Source organism: Sphingopyxis sp. OAS728 (assembly GCF_014873485.1).
GTDB lineage: Bacteria > Pseudomonadota > Alphaproteobacteria > Sphingomonadales > Sphingomonadaceae > Sphingopyxis.
In genome coordinates this window covers 1692209-1708870 of sequence record NZ_JADBDT010000001.1, presented here as the reverse complement: position 1 = coordinate 1708870, position 16662 = coordinate 1692209, and the positions used below count along the sequence as shown (strand labels likewise).

Below are 16662 nucleotides of genomic sequence, written 5' to 3'. Positions count from 1 at the left end.
TCGCCCATGAAGATGATCCTGACCGGGAGCGCGCTCGCCGCGCTCGCCTTCGCCGCAACCGTTGCCACGGCGCAGCAAGCGCCCAAGCCCAAGATCGACGCCGTCTATTGGCTCTCTGCCGAGACCGTATCGGGAATGGCAACCGGCCAACCGGGTGGTGTCGAAAAGAATCTGATGCTCCAACTCGGTTCGGTGCGCCGTAATCCGGCTCCGAGCGCCGACCATCTGCCGCCGCAAGCCTTGCGCGCCGGCGATCGCCTGCCGCTGCTGACTTCCACGGTCGTGACGCCCAAGGCCGATGGGCGGGCCGATTTTCGGCCCGGCCCGGCCGCGAAGCCCAAGGGACGGATCGAGCTTTATTGGGGCTGCGGGGAAAGTGCTCCAGCGGGTCAGCCGGTGGTGATCGACCTCGCGACGATGAAGCCCGGTGCGGCGTCGCCCTTTGGCGCCATGCCCGATGTCCGCGCGATGACGCCGCCGTCGACGGCCAGCCACGCGACCTATGGCGAATGGCCGAACAGCCGCAATGGAACGCGCGTTCCGCGAAATGGCTCGTTGGTCGGCGACCATGTCGTGCAGGGCAATTATTCGCCCGAGATGCGCTTTGCGGTCGGCGCGGGAAATGATTTCCTCGCAGCCCTCGCTCCCCGAAACGCCGCGCTCGCGTCGGGGGCGGTCAAGGTCCACTGGCCCGTGCTCGCCAACGCGCGCGGCTACATGCTGTCGGTCACCGGCGCCAAGGAGGACGGCACCGTCTTCATGTGGACGTCGAGCGCGGTGCGGATGCCGGCAATGGCGCTCCCCGACTATCTCGAACAGGGCGATATCGCGCGCCTCGTCCAACAGCGCGTGCTGCTTGCCCCTACCGCAACCGAATGCATCGTTCCGACCGCGGTCGCCAAAGCGGCCGAATCCGCGATGCTGATGATGACCGCTTATGGGCCCGAGGGAAATTATGGTTCGCCGCGCGACGTGCCCGCCGGATGGTCGGTCAAGCTGCGCACAAGGGCGACGCATATGAGCCTGCTGGGTGTCGATCTCGCGTCGATGATGGCGGGCAGCGACGACGACACGTCCGTATCCGACGAGAAGCCGAAAAAGAAGCGCGGGCTGCTGCGCGGCCTTGGCGGTGCGCTCGGCCTGCCGGGCTGATCGCGAAAACCCCTCTCTTTCCGAAAGTCCGAACGATGAAATTGTCCCTCTTGCGGCTTGCCCTGCTTGGCCTTTTTGCCGCGGCGCCGGCGATCCCGGCCGCGCTCGCGACAACCGGCGACAGCCGTGCGCCCAAGAAATTGATGGCGCGCTGGACAAATGCAGCGCCGGATCCTGGCGTCGGACTGCCTGGCTGGGCTTCCAAGGCGCCCGATGTCCATGTGCACCAGCCGCGGAACCTCACGTCGATCCCGATCGCCGAGGTCGACCTGCTCCGCCGCCGCGCAATGGTCGCCTTCGACGCGGTGATGCGGCAGCCGTCGCTGCGCGACGTGCGCGGCACCAGCCTGCATGCCGACATCAACATCTCGGTCGTGCCGACGCTCGACGGAGTGCGGTTGGTCGGCGCGACCTTCACGCTCCGCGCCAAGAGCGTGATCGAGGGCAAGCCCGACACGGTCCCGCGCGACGGCCGCTACCTGACCCCGTCGGAGGAGGGCGCGGTGCTCAGCGTCTTCCTCAACCCCTATGACATGATGGCGCGCCGGCAGGTGCAGGCGGAAGGCGTGCAGCGGGCCAGCTTTCAGGTGCGAACGGGCGCGGCGTACGGGCTCTATGTCGCCGACCGGCTGCCCGATTACGATCCAGATTCCGAATATGGCTGGGAACCGCGGCCGCTGGCGCTGCAATTGCAGCATGACCGCAGCTGGTACCAGCCGGGCGCAGCGGGAGTGCATCCGCTGCTCGTCCATCTGTCGAGCCATTCGCACGAAAATGACGAATTGCGCGGCGACCGGCTGAACCCCGAACGCCCCGCCGCGCGGCTCGCCGCCGCGATGTTCATGACCGACTGGGAAGATGTCCAACGCCGCATGAAGGAGGTGAAATGATGCGCCGCTTTACCCTGACCGCTTTGGGGCTGGCGCTGGCCGCCGCGCCCGCCGCCGCGCTGGCCCAGCGCACCGACGACAATGCGACGACCAGCGCCGAGGATGCTTTCGGCACCTCGATCGGCGGTGAGCAGATCGGCATCTACAACCCCAATTATGTTCGTGGCTTTTCTGCGGCGGAGGCAGGCAATATCCGCCTCGACGGCCTCTATATCGACCAGCAGGCGGCCTTCTCCGACCGCGTGATCGCGGGGCTCCAGATGCGCGTCGGCCTGTCGGCGCAGGGCTATCCTTTTCCTGCCCCGACGGGCATCGCCGAATATGAGCTACGCAAGCCGGGCGACAAGCGGTTGCTCAGCGTCAGCGGACGGCTCGGACCCTTTGGCGCGAAAGTGCTCGAACTCGACGGCCAGCTTCCCGTCACCGACCGGCTGTCGCTCGGCGCGGGCTATGGCTTCTTCTCCGACCGTAACCATACGGGCGGCAGCGCGCAGTTCCGCACCATGGCAGCGATCGCGCGCTGGGAACCCGTCGACGGCGTCGAGATCACGCCTTTCTGGAGCCGCATCGGCATCGCCGACGAGGAACTGCCGCCGCTGCTCCTGACCGCCGGCGATTATCTGCCGCCGCGGCTCGATCGGGTGAAGCGGATCGGCCAGAAATGGGCAGCCAATGACGGCAAGACGATCGCCACCGGGCTGACGACGACGATCAACCGCGGCGACTGGACATTGAAGGCGGGCGCGTTCCGCTCGATCCTCGATCTCGACCGCTCGCACACGCAGCTGTTCCTCAACGTCCGTCCCGACGGGACGGCCGACGAGGTGGTCATCGCCGAACCCGGTCGGCGTTCGGCCTCGACCAGCGGCGAAATTCGCCTGTCGCGCCGCTTTGCCGACGGGCCGCGTCTTCACACGCTGCACCTGTCGCTGAAGGGACGCGACCGTTCGCGCAGCTATGGCGGCGGCCGCGAGATCTTCATCGGAAACCATGTGATCGAGGATCCGGTGATCTTCCCCGAGCCGGTCACCGCCTTCGGTGCGCAGACGCGCGATACGGTCGACCAATGGACCGCCGGTATAGCCTATGAGGGGCGCTGGAAAGATGTCGGCGAGGTCAGCGTGGGTCTGCAGAAGACCGATTATCGCAAACGCGTCTTCGGCCCCGATACGCCTGTTATCACGACCAAGGACGCGCCGTTGCTGCTCAACGCGACCGCCGCCGTCTATGCGTCGCCTTCGCTCGCATTCTACGGCAGCTATACCGAAGGGCTGGAGGAAAGCCCGGTCGCGCCGGGCCATGCCGTGAACCGCGACGAAGCGCCGCCCGCGATCCGCACGCGCCAGATCGATGCCGGCCTGCGCTGGTCGGTCACACCCACGATCCGCATCGTGGCCGGCGTGTTCGAAGTGTCCAAACCCTTCTACTCGATCGACACCGCACGCGTGTTCCGCCAACTCGGCGACGTTCGCCATCGCGGTGCCGAATTTTCGCTGTCGGGGCAGATCGCGCCGGGGCTCACCGCGATCGCCGGCACCGCGCTGATCGACGCGACGCTGTCGGGTGATGCGGTCGACAGCGGACAGCTCGGCAAAAAGCCGCTCGCGAGCTTCGGCCGGCTCTCGACTGCGGTGCTCGACTACCGGCCGACCTTTGCACCTGCCGTCTCGGTCGACCTCGTCGTCGAAAGCACGTCGGACCGCGTCGCGAGCACCGATGGCAAGCTCGTCATCCCGGCTCGCGCTATCGCTTCCGTCGGCGGGCGCTACCGCTTCAAGCTCGGCAAGGCCCCGGCGACGCTGCGCGTCCAGGTCGCCAACGTCGGGAACAAGTTCGGTTGGGCGAACGGACCGTCGGGCATCTACCTCTACAACATGCCGCGCCGGTTGACCGCCACGCTGACGACCGATCTCGGCTGATCGGTATCACGACGAATAGGAGCCTATCATGCGCCAAATATTTCGAACGGTCGCCGCCGCCGCCATGCTTTTGGGTATCGCCGAAGTGGCGCAAGCTCAGGGGTTTCTGAAACGCCTCGTCGATAGCGCGGCGCAGCAGGCGGAAGCCGAAGCCCAAACCGTCGTTCGCGACACCATCGCTTCCGGTCTTCGGGGGGACGGGGATAAGTCGGGAGACGAAGAGACCGCCCCTCCGGCTGAAAGCGCCGGTGAAACGGCCGCGACGCCACCGACATCCTCTTCGGGCGCCGCGTCCACGACGCCAAAGTCGTCAGGCTATATCGACGCCTTGCGCGTCCCGCCCGAGATCGAGGCACAGAAGGCCAGCTATAACAAGTTCGGCGAAGTGAGCTGCAACGACTGTGAGGGCGGGATCGACTTCGACGGTCGGCCCAAATTCCCCTATGACCAGTTTAGCGGCCAATATGGCGAGCGCGCAAAACGTGCCGGCAGCTGGTCCGTCGGCCATGTGCATCGCTGGCAGGGCAGGGCCTCCAAGGGCACGCTGACAATCGCGCGCGAAGAACAGGTCGATGGCTTCCGCTGCCGCCGCCTCGAATACCGGCTGGAGAAAGGCTCGGCTTCGGCCAGCCGTCCCGGGCTCATCTGCTTCGGTCTCGCGAACCGCTCGTCCGAGGTCGAGAACTGGCACGAAATCTATTGATCGCGCCGCTTCCCCGGCGCCCCCACGACAGGATACCCCATGCGCTTGCTAACCCTTTTCGCCGCCGCGTTGTGCGGCACCGCTGCCGTCGCCCAGGAGGTTCCGATCATCGTCAAGGGTGCGGGCGGGCGTTTCGAGACGCAGCTCGACGCCAAGACCGTCGTCCCCGGCTTTCCCGGTGACAAGATCCGGCAGTTTCGCCGGTCGTCCGATGCGCTGATCGCGATGCTGGAGGCGATGCCGGAGGTGAACGCGCCACCTGCACCGTTCTGCAACCGGCTCAAATCATGGATCGAAATCTTGCCGCTTCACGGCGTGCTCGGCGCCGAAATCGGCGTGATGAACCCGATCAATTTCAGCGGAGGCAAATGTCACCGGATGACCGCGACCGGCGTAATCTTTCGGCTCAACAGCCTGTCGCTGCTGCTCGACCCACAAGAGGCGCTGATGCGCGCCGGCGAAGGCGAGGGAAATTGGTGGCTTGTTCGCGACGCCGAGATCGCAAACCGCCGGATCATTGAAATACGCGACGCCGTCGCCTTCACGCATGGCCGCGCTCCGTTGCTCATTCCGGTATCGACCGGCCGCTACCTCCGGCGCCAGATCGCCATCGAATATGAAGGATCGACCGTACGGCACCAGTTGGAAGCAAGGCTTGCCGACCTTGATCCGACCGAACGCGCCGCCCCTGCCTGTCTTCTCAGGACGACGGGCGCGTTGGTCCGCGATTGCCGGGCGGCCGACACAGTCATGGAACTCAACCCCGCCTACTTCGACAAGAGCCGCCCCGAAGCCGTGCAACTGCTCGTCGTGGAAACGCCGCCATCGGCGGGGCATGGCGAAACGGCGGACCGCTTCGCTGCACGTAAGGCGATCTGGAATGCTCTGGATCACAACAAGTTTGCGGCAATGGTAAATTGAACAGATGCCGATGTCTCAGTTGAGAGATTAGCCTGCTTATCCGGATGGTGAACGGCTCTTACAATGGAGGCAAGGCAAACCAAGGAGACATCTCATGCAGAACCAGAGCGAGTCCGATACCAGTCAGCGCGGCACCGAAGCGATTGTCGCAGCCTTGCCCAAACCCATCGCTGACTATGTGGAGGCCAACGCACGGCTCGATATCGAGGCCATGCTAAAGCCGTTCGCGGCCGATGCGGTCATCCTCGACAACGGGCATCGGTTTGCGGGCCTAGCCGCAATCAGAACCCTGTTCGAAGAAGAGGTGATACTCGTTAAGGCGATCTTCACACCGGATGGCGTGCAGCGCGAAAGCGGGAAAATCATTGTCGAAGGGCCGGCCTATGGCGATCTCAAGGGCAGTCCGATCCGCTTCACCTATGACTTCACGCTCGATAACGACATCATCACGATGCTGGATATCACGGCATGAGCATCGAGGCCGAGTTCGCAGGTAAGCCCGTCGTCATCAGCGGCGGTACAAAGGGTTTGGGCCGTGCCACGGTCGAACGCTTCCTCGCTGGCGGCGCCCGGATAATGACCGCCGCCCGCAATCATCCCCACATCGTTCGAATTGGCTTCGAGCCGCCCTTGGTCCCGGCGATGCAGTTTTTCTATCGCGTCTTCCGGCGTGGCGGAAAATGCATTGCTTGCACTTCATTCATGCGTCCGGCGCCATGTCCAGCTTGGGTTTAGCTCCTGGAGCGGACCGAAGCACGGCGTCGCATGCTTGCCGTACAAGCTGGCGCAGCCAGCGATGCGCGGCGTCTCCATCCATGCGGGGGTGCCAGAGCAACGATATGGTAAAGGCGTCGGTCTCGACGGGTAGCGCGAACGTTGCCATACTATCGCGGAGACCACGCGTGTGCCGCTCGGGGACCGTCGAAACGAGATCGGAACCACGGGCTAATGCGAGCGCCGCGGCGAAACCATCGACGGTGGTGACGATTGTGCGGGCAAGACCGAGCGCCGCGAGCGCCTCGTCGATCGCACCAAGACCCAAGCCCTCCCGCGTGACCTGCACGTGACGGCATTCGGCATATCGCTCCGCGGTCATTCGGCCTTTCGCTAGCGGATGACCCGCGCGCACGATGCCGACGTAGCGGTCTTCAAATAGCGATTGCGCGCGGACTTCGGGGCCGATCGAATTTCCTACGACGCCGGTTTCGAGATCGATATCACCATCGCGGAGCCCCGCGCTATCCTTGTCGAGCTTGCGAATGAAGCGGATGCGGACGTGCGGGGCCTCCTCGGCAACACGCTGGATCAGCGCCGGCCCGATCGTTTCCGCAAAGCCGTCGCTCGTTCTGAGCACGAAGGTTCGGTCGAGGCGATAGAGGTCGACCGCGTCCGCGGGTCGCAGAACGGCACGGGCATCCTCCACGAGCCGGCGAACCTCGTCGCGTATCGCCTCTGCTCGAGGGGTGGTAACCAGCCCGCGACCCGCCCGGACGAGCAGCGGATCGCCCGTGACTGTCCGGAGGCGCGCGAGAGCCCGGCTCATCGCTGAGGGGCTAAGGCCGAGCTTGCGCCCTGCACCGGCGACGCTGCCTTGTTGAAGCAGGGCATCCAGGGTGAACAGCAGGTTGAGGTCGGGTCCGCTCATGCCCCTACCAATAGCACGGGCCGATTGCATGACATAGCGCCATACGCAACAATGGAATGCAAATGCTGCGCCTTCCGCCATGTTGGCGCCGATCTATCTTCGGTCTCGATCTCAACGAGACAGGAGTTTTGCGATGACTGGAACCGCACTCGATCTCTTCGCCGGCCGTGTCCGCGATAGCTGGGGGGCGTTGACGTCCGAACTGATTGACACATGCAGCGCACACCTCGCTGAACTGCTTCGGGCGCCGCAAACCGAGGCGTGGCTCGCTGACCTCTGCCTCGAACGTCCTGAAAGCCGGGAACTCTATCGCGATCCGGTTCACGGTTTCGTTCTCCTGGCGCACACCGAGGCCGAAGGGCGCTATCGGGTGCCGCATGATCATGGCGAGAGCTGGGTCATCTACGGTGTGCTGCACGGTGAAATGGAGATGGGCACCTACGATCGCTTCGAGGAGAAGGGGGAGGGCACGCGTCTCGTCAAACGCGGATCACCACGCGTTCGGCCCGGGGACGTGCAGGTTTATCTGCCCGGCGATATCCACGACACGCGCTGCGTGAGCGGACCGGCGATCCAGTTCCGCTTCACCGCGCGCGACCTCCGCCTCGATACAAGGATGGTCCGTTATGCCGACGCGGGCGGCGTCTGGGTCGCTTCTGCCTGAGATCGCAGCCGTGACGAGCATCTCAGCTTTACCCGACACGCTGCGCCGCCGCCTTGCAATCGCCAGCGTGCTCTTCGCGATGGCCGCCGCCGTTCTCGACGCATCTAGCGTCAATATAGCGCTGCCTTCGATAGCGACCGCGCTTCGCATCGACCCCGCGGTCGCAGCATGGCTCCTGATCGCCTATCAGGGTGCGCTCGTCGCCGGCCTACTGCCGCTCGCTGCGGTCGGCGAGCGTTTCGGTTATCGTCTGACCTTTGTCGCTGGGGTGGCTCTGTTCACGCTCTGCGCCTTCGCATCATCAATTGCGCCGACCTTCCCTTCGCTTGTCGCGTTCAGAGCTGTTCAGGGCGTCGGGGCCGCGGCGATCATGGCCTTGGGCGTTGCTTTGCTCCGCCAGACGGTTGCAGAGGGCGACTTTGGACGCGCGATCGGTTGGAACGCGATGACGGTCGCGTTATTTTCCGCGGCCGGGCCGACGATTGGTGCTTTGCTGATCGGCCTTGGAAGCTGGCGATTTGCTTTTGCGGGGAGCGTGCTGTTGGCGGGCATGGCATTGGTCGGGGCATGTTCGCTACCGTCCTGGCGGAGCGTGGGAAAGAAACTCGATAGCGTCGGCCTGCTTGCTTACGTCACCGTGATTCCGGCTTTCGTCCTCGCCGCTGGCTTCGTGCGCCAATCGTTGCTGGCCGCCATGCTGCTATCGGCGGTGGGAGGCCTAGGCCTGTGGGGCCTTGTCCGGCGGGATCTCCGCCGAAACGAGCCATTTCTTCCGTTGCCGCTCTTTCGGTCGCCCAGCTTCACCTTGTCCGTGCTCGCGTCGGTTTTGTGTTTTTTCGCGATGGGCATGGCGCTGTTGATTCTGCCGTTCGCCTTGCATGACCGGCTTGGATTATCGGCCCGAGACACCGCCTTGGTAATGACGCCCTGGCCGCTCGCTGTGCTATTTACGACGCCGATCACCTCGCGCCTGCTAGAGCGCGTTCAGCCCGCTCAGCTCTGCGCCGCTGGCGGGTTGGTACTTGCGTGTGGACTTTCTACGTTAACAGTCGCCCCACTGGCTCTAAGCATTCCGGTGCACATACTCGGAGTCATGCTCTGCGGCATCGGATTCGGTCTGTTCCAGACGCCGAATAACCGCACCATGTTCCTCTCAGCGCCCATTGACCGTGCTGCCTCGGCGGGGGGAGTGCAGGGGACGGCGCGGCTTGCGGGCCAGGTGACAGGGGCACTTTCAGCTTCAATTTTGCTTTCGGTAGGCTCTGTAAATTCTGCGGCGTCGTTTGTATTTGGGACAGCGGCGATTGCGGCCGTCGCATCAGCCTCAGTCAGTTGGTGGAACTGGCACTGAGAGGGCAGCTACTCTTGCGATCGGGAGCCGAAAGCGGACAGTCAACAACCGGCCAAATGAGATGGCTTGAACCAAATCGAGGGATGGCCTGAGCGGGTGATTCGCTGCGTATGGTCGATTTACGGCGATGTAGGCCCGGATTCGAACGCCATTTATGTTGAAAAGCGCGGCAGGCCAGCGCCAGCAACCTTTCCTAATATACGCTAGAATTTCTATTACTTTCCCGGAGTTTGCTCGGCTGATTCAGGCTTTGGCGGCGTCGAAAAACTACGATAAACCGCCCCCTGTTGAGATTGGAGGTGCTTATCGACGCTGATTGATCGTGAGGGCTCAAACTAGACCGCAAAAATCCGCAAAGCTGGGTGCTTTGGCGTAGTCTGGCGCACGTTAGGAAAAAGCTGGCTCCCCGGGTAGGATTCGAACCTACGACCGATCGATTAACAGTCGATTGCTCTACCGCTGAGCTACCGAGGAACACGCCGCCGAAGCAGGCAAGGCGGCCCCTTTGCCGTCGGTTGCGGTATTAATCAAGCCCTCAAACGATAAATTGTTCCATCGCGATGCGTTCGTCCAATCCCTGATCGGGATCGAACAGCAAAGTCAGCGGTCGGCTGCGGTCCGTGGTGACGAGAACCGTCTTCACATCGCGGATTTCGCGCTGGTCGGCGACGGCGCTCACCGGGCGTTTCGCCGCCTCGCGGACGTTGAAACGGATGCTCGTCGATTCGGGGACGAGCGCGCCGCGCCAGCGGCGGGGACGGAAGGGGCTGATCGGCGTCAAAGCCAGCATTTCGGATTCGAGCGGCAGGATCGGGCCGTTGGCGCTGAGGTTATAGGCGGTCGATCCCGCCGGAGTCGACACGAGCACGCCGTCGCACGCCAGTTCCTCCAGCATCGTCTTTTCGTTGATCATCACCTCGAGCTTTGCCGCCTGGCGCGTTTCGCGCAGTAGCGAGATTTCGTTGATCGCGGGCAATATGTGGCGCTCGCCGCTGATCGTCGTGATGTCGCCCGACAGCGGATGGATCAGGAAGGGGCGCGCGGCGGCGAGGCGGTCGACCAGCCCCTCGATGCGGAATTCGTTCATCAGGAAGCCGATCGTGCCGCGGTTCATCCCGAAAACGGGCATGCTGCGGCGCTGGTCGAGCAATTGATGCAGCATGTGCAGCAGGAAACCGTCGCCGCCGAGCGCGATCAGCAAATCGGCTTCGGCCAGATCGACGAAGTCATAGAGCGGGCGCAGTTCGGCTTCCGCCTCCATGGCCGCGGGCGCGTTTGATGCGACAAGCGCGATCTTGCGATGCATATTGGTCCGGTTCCCCTCGCGGACTGCCTGTCAGCCGCCCGTTGCACTCATATGACGCGCGACCGCCGGTTTGGACTTTCCTTCGATATGAAAGTCATGCGCGCGCGGTTTGCCAGCCAAAGCGCCATCAATCAACCCATCGACATCGCCGCCCTCGCGCAGCGCCGCGCGCAGGTCGACATGGTCGTCCTGGCCGAGGCACATATAGACGCGCCCCTCGACCGTCAGGCGGATGCGGTTGCACGTCGCGCAGAAATTGTCGCTGAGCGGGGTGATCAGTCCCAATGTCACCGGGCTGTCCTCGACCGCGAAATAGCGTGCCGGGCCGCCGGTGCGCTTGTCTACTGAGTAGATGGCGCGCGCGTCGCGGAGCGGCGCGATGAAGTGGTGGAGCGGGATATAATGATCGCTGCGGTCGTCCTCGACCTCGCCGACCGGCATCGTCTCGATGAGCGTGAGATCGCACCCGGTCGCGGCACAATAATCGAGCATCGGCAGCAGCTGATCCTCGTTGAGCCCTGCAAGCGCGACCATGTTAATCTTGACCGCCAGCCCGGCATCGCGCGCCGCGTCGATCCCGTGCAGCGCGACGGTGAGGTCGCCGACGCGCGTGATGTGCCGAAAGGCCGCGGCGTCGAGCGTATCGAGGCTGACATTGATCCGGCGGACCCCCGCCGCCGCGAGCATCGGCGCATGTTCGGCGAGCCGCATGCCATTGGTGGTCAGCGTCAGCTCGTCGAGGCCATGGCCGATCATCGCGCCCAGCCGCATCGCCAGCGTGTCGATCCCCCGCCGCACCAGTGGTTCGCCGCCGGTCAGGCGGATGCGGCGAATCCCGCGTGCGACAAAGCGCTCGGCTATTTCGCCCATTTCCTCGATGCTGAGTACCGCCGACTTGGGGAGGAAAGTCATATCCTCGGCCATGCAATAGCGGCACCTGAGGTCGCAGCGATCGGTGACCGAAAGGCGTAAATAGCTGATCCGGCGTCCATGTCCGTCGATCAACGGCGCCGCGGATGCGGCGCTATGGGAAAATGTGACAGCCACGCGTCCATATTGATGCAAAAGGCAGGAACTTGGCAAGCAAAGCCTGCTAGAGAAATGCGATGAATCGCCTGTCCGAATCCCTTTCCGCCTGCGTCCGCAAGCTCGAAGCCCTGCACGCGCGGCACGACGCCGACGCGGGCGTCATCCTGGTCCAGGTCGACCAGATGGCGCGCATCAACAATAGCGCGGGCAAGGCGACGGGCGATTCGGTGCTCGATGAGATCGGGCGGCGGCTCGAAAATTTCGCCAGCGATGAATTCGGCCACGGATCGTGCGTCGACCGCCTCGACGGCCCGCGCTTCCTGATCGTGCCGTCGACGCCGCTGTCGCTTGGCGCATTGCGCGCGCAGGAACGCGCGCTGCACGTCGCGCTGGCCGAGCCGATCGTCGGCGATCCGAACGGCCGCCTGTCGATCCGCATCGCCGCGGCGCTGATCACGCGCGATGAGTCGGTCGCCGAACAGCTTCGTCACGCCGGCGATCAGCTGTCGCGGCCGGCCTCGGCACGCGACGGGGTGATGGTGCATGCGGCGCTGTCGCAGAATGAGGTCGTGATCCATTATCAGCCGCAATATGATGTCGCGACCGGTGCCATGACGGGCGTCGAGGCGCTGCTGCGCTGGCAGCACCCCGAACTCGGGCTGCTCGGCGCGGGGCCGCTGGTCACCGCGGCGCGCGCGGCGCGGCTCGAATGCGAGCTCACCGAACATGCGCACCGCGTCGCGCTCGCCGAAATGGCGAGCTGGCCCAAGGCTCTGGCGAAACTCCGCGTCTCGCTCAACATCACCGCCGCCGATCTCGGCGATCCCGAATTCGCGGGCCGGTTCGCCGCGATGGCAAAGGCGGCGAAGGTCGACCCCGACCGGCTGACGCTCGAACTGACCGAACAGGCGATGCTGAGCGACCCCGCGAGCGCCGCCGAACAGCTGGCGCAGATCCGCGCACTCGGCGTCGCGGTCGCGATCGACGATTTCGGCACCGGCTATTCCAGCCTCTCGCTGCTCGCGCGGCTGCCGATCGATTATCTGAAGATCGACAGCGGCTTTACCCGCACGATCGACGGTAGCGACCGCGACCGTATCGTCGTGCGTGCGATCGTCGACCTTGCGCGTGCGCTGGGGTTGCTGGTCGTGGCCGAAGGGATCGAGAATGAGCGCCAGCTTGCGCGCCTGTCCGAACTCGGCGTTGCGACGTGGCAGGGATTCCTGAAGTCGGGACCCGTGCCCGCGGATCAACTGCTCGCGTTGATGGAAGCCTAAGCGACCTGCTTCGCGAGCTTGCCCAATCCCTTCGATAGCTGTAGCGCGCCGTTGAGGCGTGCGCCGGTGCTTACCCAGTCGCCGCTGATCGACAGCTTGTTGTCGGGACGGATGCGCGCGCGGCCCTTCAGCCGCTCGACATAGGCGATCAGGCCGGGGACATTCGCGAACTGGTCGCCGTGGAAGCTGATCAACGCGCCCTTGGTGCCGACATCGAGCTTCGCGATGCCCGCGAGCTTGGCGTTCGCCTTGATCTCCATCAGCTGGACGAGGTTCGCGGTTTCGGGCGGCAGTGGGCCGAAACGGTCGATCATCTCGGCGGCGAAGGCATCGAGGGCAGGGCGGTCGCCCGCCTCGTTAAGCCGGCGATAGAGCGCCATGCGGAGCGGCAGGTCGGGGACATAATCCTCGGGGATCAGGATCGGCGCATCGACCGTGATGACCGGCGACAGCGCTTCGCGCGGCGGCGCGGCGCCCATGCCCTCGGCCTTGGCGACGAGGATCGCCTCCTCGAGCATCGACTGGTAAAGTTCGAAACCGACCTCGCGAATGTGCCCCGACTGCTCGTCGCCGACGAGATTGCCCGCGCCGCGAATGTCGAGATCATGGCTCGCGAGCTGGAACCCCGCGCCGAGCGTGTCGAGATCGCCGAGCAGCTTGAGCCGCTTTTCCGCGGTGTCGGTGATCGCGCCGCCTTCGAGTGTGGTCAGATACGCATAAGCGCGCGTCTTCGACCGCCCGACGCGGCCGCGCAGCTGATAGAGCTGCGCGAGACCGAAACGGTCGGCGCGGTGGACGATCAGCGTGTTCGCACTCGGGATATCGAGCCCGCTTTCAACGATCGTGGTCGAAACCAGCACGTCATATTTGCGGTCGTAGAAGGCGCTCATCCGCTCCTCGACCTCGCCCGGCGCCATCTGGCCATGCGCGACGACATATTTGATTTCGGGCACCCGCGTGCGCAGGAACTCCTCGATATCGGGCAGATCCTTGATCCGCGGGGTGACGAAGAAGCTTTGCCCGCCACGGTCGTGCTCGCGGAGCAGCGCTTCGCGGATCACAACGGGGTCCCAAGGCGCGACGTACGTCCGCACCGCGAGGCGGTCGACCGGCGGCGTCTGGATTACGCTGAGTTCGCGGAGGCCCGACATCGCCATCTGGAGCGTGCGCGGGATCGGGGTTGCGGTCAGGGTCAGCACATGGACGTCGGCCTTGAGCTGCTTCAGCCGCTCCTTGTGCACGACGCCGAAACGCTGTTCCTCGTCGACGATCACGAGGCCGAGATTCTTGAACTCGACCGCTTTGGCGATCACCGCATGGGTGCCGACCACGATATCGATCTGGCCGCTCGCAAGACCATCGCGCGTCTTCTGCGCTTCGCCCGCGGGGACGAGCCGCGACAGGCGACCGATGTTGACCGGGAAACCTTTGAAGCGTTCGACGAAATTGGCGTAATGTTGCCGCGCGAGCAGGGTCGTCGGCACCACGACCGCGACCTGCACTCCCGCCATCGCCGCGACGAAGGCGGCGCGCAGCGCCACCTCGGTCTTGCCGAAACCGACATCGCCGCACACCAGCCGGTCCATCGGGCGCCCCGAGGCCATGTCGGCGAGCACGTCGCCGATCGCGCGGTCCTGGTCGTCGGTTTCCTGATAGGGGAAGCGGTCCGCGAAGGCGGGATAAGCGGCGTCCTGCGCGAGCAATTCGCCCGAACGCAGCGCGCGCTGCGCCGCGGTCGCGAGGAGTTCGCCCGCAATCTCGCGGATGCGTTCCTTCATCCGCGCCTTGCGGCGCTGCCACGCCTCGCCGCCGAGCTTGTCGAGGCCGACCCCCTCGCTCTCGCCGCCGTAGCGCGAAAGGACGTCGAGATTTTCGACGGGGACGTAGAGCTTGTCGCCACCCGAATAAGTGAGCGCGACGCAATCGTGCGGGCTGCTCCCGACGGGGATTTGCGTCAGCCCCTCATAGCGCCCGATGCCATGATCGAGATGAACGACAAGATCGCCGACGCTGAGGGTCGCGAGTTCGGCGAGGAAGGCGTCGGCGCTCTTGCGGCGCTTCTGGCGGCGGACGAGGCGCTCGCCAAGGATATCCTGTTCGGTGAGCAGGCTGATCGCGTCGGAGGCAAAGCCATGGTCGAGCGGCAGGACGACCATCGCGGTCGCGCCGCCACTTTCGGCTGAGGCGGTGCCGAGTGCCTCCTGCCAACTATCGACCGGCGCCAGCGAGGTAACGCCATGGTCGCGGAGCAGCCCCGACAGGCGCTCACGCGCGCCGCCCGAATAGCTGGCGATGATCGTCTTGCGGCCCTTGCGACGCTCATCGCTGAGGTGGTCCGCAACCTTCGTATAGACATTCTCGTCGGCGGTGCGTTCGGGGGTGAAATCGCGCGCGGCGAAGGTTTCGAGATCGACCACCGTCGCAGACGGCGGGACGTCAAAGGGCGTGACGATATGGATCGGGCGATTGGACGATGCCCCGGCCCATTCGCTTTCGGTCAGATAGAGCGTCTCGGGTGCCTGCGGGCGATAGCTTCCCGGCGACTCCCGCTCGGCGGCGACGCGGTTCGCATGATAATCGGCGATCGCCGCGAAACGCGTTTCGGCGGTGGCTTCGGTGCGGTGGCCGCGCAGCACGGGCGTCGCCGGATCGATATGGTCGAACAGCGTCGCCAACCGTTCCTCGAACAGCGGCAGCCAATGGTCCATGCCCGCCTGTCGCCGCCCGTCGCTGACCGCCTGATAGAGCGGGTCGCCCGTCGCTTGCGCGCCGAATAGGTCGCGATAGGCAGAACGGAAACGCTTGATCGTTGCCTCGTCGAGCAAGGTTTCGCTCGCGGGAAGCAGTTGCAGCGCCTTGGCGGGGCCAAGGCTGCGCTGGTCGGCGGGGTCGAAACGGCGGATGCTTTCGATCTCGTCGCCGAAGAAATCGACGCGCAGGCCATTTTCCTCGCCCGCGGGGAAAAGGTCGAGAATGCCGCCGCGCACTGCGAACTCGCCCTGATCGGCGACCGTGTCGACGCGGCTGAAGCCGTTCGACACGAGCAGCTCAGCCAGCGCGTCGCGGTCGATCCGCTGCCCCGCAGCGAGCGTCGTCGCGAGCTGGCGGATACGGAACGGCGTCAGCGTGCGCTGCGTGATCGCGGCGACGGTGGTCAGGATCAGCTCGCCGCGCTTCGGCGGCAGTTGCAGCGCCGACAGCGTCGCCAGCCGGTCCGCGCTGACCCGCATCGACGGTCCAGCGCGATCATAAGGCAGGCAGTCCCACGCAGGGAAGCGGTGGACGATCAGGTCGGGCGCAAAGAAGGGCGCAGCGTCGGCGACCGCCTGCATCGCGGCATCGTCGGTTGCGACATAGACCAGCCTTTTGTCGCTCGCGCGCGCCAGATCGGCGAGCAACAGCGGCAGGAAACCGTCGGCCGCGCGCGAAATCGTCAGCGGCTGGGCCGCCGACGCAATCGCGGCAAAAATGTCGGCGGCGCTTCGGGTCATGGCAGCGGGATATAGTCCAGCCGGCGCATCGCGGCGATCATTTCGGGTCGGTCGAGATGCGCGGGCGGCTCGCCGGTACCGAGCGCCCAGGCCATGATGTCGACGTCATCTTCTTCAACGACGACCTCGTACCAAGCGATCTCTTCCTCGCTCCAGCCGGCCGCATAGCGGTCGAAAAAGCCGCCGATCATATAATCGGCCTCGCGCGTGCCGCGGTGCCAGGCACGGAATTTCAGGCGTTTGAGGCGGTCTTGCATGGCGGGCCTTTTAGTCGGAAGCGTCGAAGTGGCAACGAACATTGCCCCATTCACCGT

The 16662-nt window shown here is 64.8% G+C and carries 14 protein-coding genes and 1 tRNA gene; 9 read left to right on the top strand and 6 right to left on the bottom strand.

The window, feature by feature from the left end; translation table 11 throughout:
- Positions 1–6 precede the first annotated feature (6 nt).
- From GGC65_RS07990 to GGC65_RS07965, 6 genes are all read left to right on the top strand, one after another.
- Positions 7–1152, top strand: coding sequence for a hypothetical protein (locus tag GGC65_RS07990; protein WP_192646667.1), 1146 nt, complete (start codon positions 7–9; stop codon positions 1150–1152).
- Between the two features lie 35 nt (positions 1153–1187).
- On the top strand, positions 1188–2042 hold the full coding sequence (locus GGC65_RS07985) for a hypothetical protein (protein WP_192646666.1): 855 nt from the start codon (positions 1188–1190) through the stop codon (positions 2040–2042).
- Positions 2042–3961 (top strand): TonB-dependent receptor domain-containing protein, encoded by a 1920-nt coding sequence (locus tag GGC65_RS07980; protein ID WP_192646665.1) that lies wholly within the window; start codon positions 2042–2044, stop codon positions 3959–3961. The genes GGC65_RS07985 and GGC65_RS07980 overlap by 1 nt, the downstream gene beginning before the upstream one ends.
- A 28-nt stretch (positions 3962–3989) precedes the next feature.
- A complete protein-coding gene (locus tag GGC65_RS07975) occupies positions 3990–4664 on the top strand; it encodes a hypothetical protein (RefSeq protein ID WP_192646664.1) in 675 nt (224 codons plus the stop codon).
- Positions 4665–4703: 39 nt separating this feature from the next.
- Entirely contained in the window at positions 4704–5585 is an 882-nt protein-coding gene (locus GGC65_RS07970; protein ID WP_192646663.1) for a hypothetical protein, read from the top strand.
- Between the two features lie 142 nt (positions 5586–5727).
- Positions 5728–6057, top strand: a complete 330-nt coding sequence (locus GGC65_RS07965; RefSeq protein WP_192649444.1) for a nuclear transport factor 2 family protein — start codon at positions 5728–5730, stop codon at positions 6055–6057.
- 228 nt (positions 6058–6285) lie between these two features.
- On the opposite strand, the gene GGC65_RS07960 is transcribed toward GGC65_RS07965, so the two are convergent.
- On the bottom strand, positions 6286–7311 hold the full coding sequence (locus GGC65_RS07960) for a LysR family transcriptional regulator (RefSeq protein ID WP_225940723.1): 1026 nt from the start codon (positions 7309–7311) through the stop codon (positions 6286–6288).
- A 52-nt stretch (positions 7312–7363) separates the two neighbouring features.
- On the opposite strand from GGC65_RS07960, the gene GGC65_RS07955 reads away from it, so the two are divergent.
- Positions 7364–7894 (top strand): hypothetical protein, encoded by a 531-nt coding sequence (locus GGC65_RS07955; RefSeq protein WP_192646662.1) that lies wholly within the window; start codon positions 7364–7366, stop codon positions 7892–7894.
- Between the two features lie 10 nt (positions 7895–7904).
- The gene (locus GGC65_RS07950; RefSeq protein ID WP_192646661.1) at positions 7905–9245 is read left to right on the top strand and encodes an MFS transporter; all 1341 of its coding nucleotides are present in this window, start codon (positions 7905–7907) and stop codon (positions 9243–9245) included.
- A gap of 399 nt (positions 9246–9644) precedes the next feature.
- Here GGC65_RS07950 and GGC65_RS07945 read toward each other — a convergent pair.
- The 3 genes from GGC65_RS07945 to moaA all read right to left on the bottom strand — a co-directional run bounded on the left by GGC65_RS07945 (position 9645) and on the right by moaA (position 11598).
- Positions 9645–9719 (bottom strand) — tRNA-Asn (locus GGC65_RS07945).
- Between the two features lie 61 nt (positions 9720–9780).
- Positions 9781–10551 carry an NAD kinase gene (locus tag GGC65_RS07940; RefSeq protein WP_039576190.1) on the bottom strand — a complete coding sequence of 257 codons (771 nt, stop codon included), beginning with the start codon at positions 10549–10551 and terminating at the stop codon, positions 9781–9783.
- 30 nt (positions 10552–10581) lie between these two features.
- Entirely contained in the window at positions 10582–11598 is a 1017-nt protein-coding gene (gene moaA / locus GGC65_RS07935; protein WP_192646660.1) for a GTP 3',8-cyclase MoaA, read from the bottom strand.
- Positions 11599–11657: 59 nt separating this feature from the next.
- Between moaA and GGC65_RS07930 the strand changes: the two genes are divergently transcribed.
- Entirely contained in the window at positions 11658–12857 is a 1200-nt protein-coding gene (locus GGC65_RS07930; RefSeq protein WP_192646659.1) for a GGDEF domain-containing phosphodiesterase, read from the top strand.
- Here the strand turns inward: GGC65_RS07930 and mfd are convergent.
- Together mfd and GGC65_RS07920 are read right to left on the bottom strand one after the other, a co-directional pair.
- Positions 12854–16348: a transcription-repair coupling factor gene (gene mfd / locus GGC65_RS07925; RefSeq protein WP_192646658.1), complete on the bottom strand. Its 3495-nt coding sequence runs from the start codon at positions 16346–16348 to the stop codon at positions 12854–12856. The genes GGC65_RS07930 and mfd overlap by 4 nt on opposite strands.
- The gene (locus tag GGC65_RS07920) at positions 16345–16605 is read right to left on the bottom strand and encodes a succinate dehydrogenase assembly factor 2 (protein WP_192646657.1); all 261 of its coding nucleotides are present in this window, start codon (positions 16603–16605) and stop codon (positions 16345–16347) included. The genes mfd and GGC65_RS07920 overlap by 4 nt, the downstream gene beginning before the upstream one ends.
- Between the last annotated feature and the right edge of the window lie 57 nt (positions 16606–16662).

What these genes read in the sequence shown, in the direction of transcription:
- GGC65_RS07985 (WP_192646666.1), top strand. Translation starts at nt 1,188, where the DNA reads ATGAAATTGTCCCTCTTGCGGCTTGCCCTGCTTGGCCTTTTTGCCGCG.
- GGC65_RS07970 (WP_192646663.1), top strand. Translation starts at nt 4,704, where the DNA reads ATGCGCTTGCTAACCCTTTTCGCCGCCGCGTTGTGCGGCACCGCTGCC.
- GGC65_RS07960 (WP_225940723.1), bottom strand. Translation starts at nt 7,311, where the DNA reads ATGGCGGAAGGCGCAGCATTTGCATTCCATTGTTGCGTATGGCGCTAT.
- GGC65_RS07920 (WP_192646657.1), bottom strand. Translation starts at nt 16,605, where the DNA reads ATGCAAGACCGCCTCAAACGCCTGAAATTCCGTGCCTGGCACCGCGGC.
- mfd (WP_192646658.1), bottom strand. Translation starts at nt 16,348, where the DNA reads ATGACCCGAAGCGCCGCCGACATTTTTGCCGCGATTGCGTCGGCGGCC.
- GGC65_RS07955 (WP_192646662.1), top strand. Translation starts at nt 7,364, where the DNA reads ATGACTGGAACCGCACTCGATCTCTTCGCCGGCCGTGTCCGCGATAGC.
- GGC65_RS07930 (WP_192646659.1), top strand. Translation starts at nt 11,658, where the DNA reads ATGAATCGCCTGTCCGAATCCCTTTCCGCCTGCGTCCGCAAGCTCGAA.
- GGC65_RS07980 (WP_192646665.1), top strand. Translation starts at nt 2,042, where the DNA reads ATGCGCCGCTTTACCCTGACCGCTTTGGGGCTGGCGCTGGCCGCCGCG.
- GGC65_RS07940 (WP_039576190.1), bottom strand. Translation starts at nt 10,551, where the DNA reads ATGCATCGCAAGATCGCGCTTGTCGCATCAAACGCGCCCGCGGCCATG.
- GGC65_RS07990 (WP_192646667.1), top strand. Translation starts at nt 7, where the DNA reads ATGAAGATGATCCTGACCGGGAGCGCGCTCGCCGCGCTCGCCTTCGCC.
- GGC65_RS07975 (WP_192646664.1), top strand. Translation starts at nt 3,990, where the DNA reads ATGCGCCAAATATTTCGAACGGTCGCCGCCGCCGCCATGCTTTTGGGT.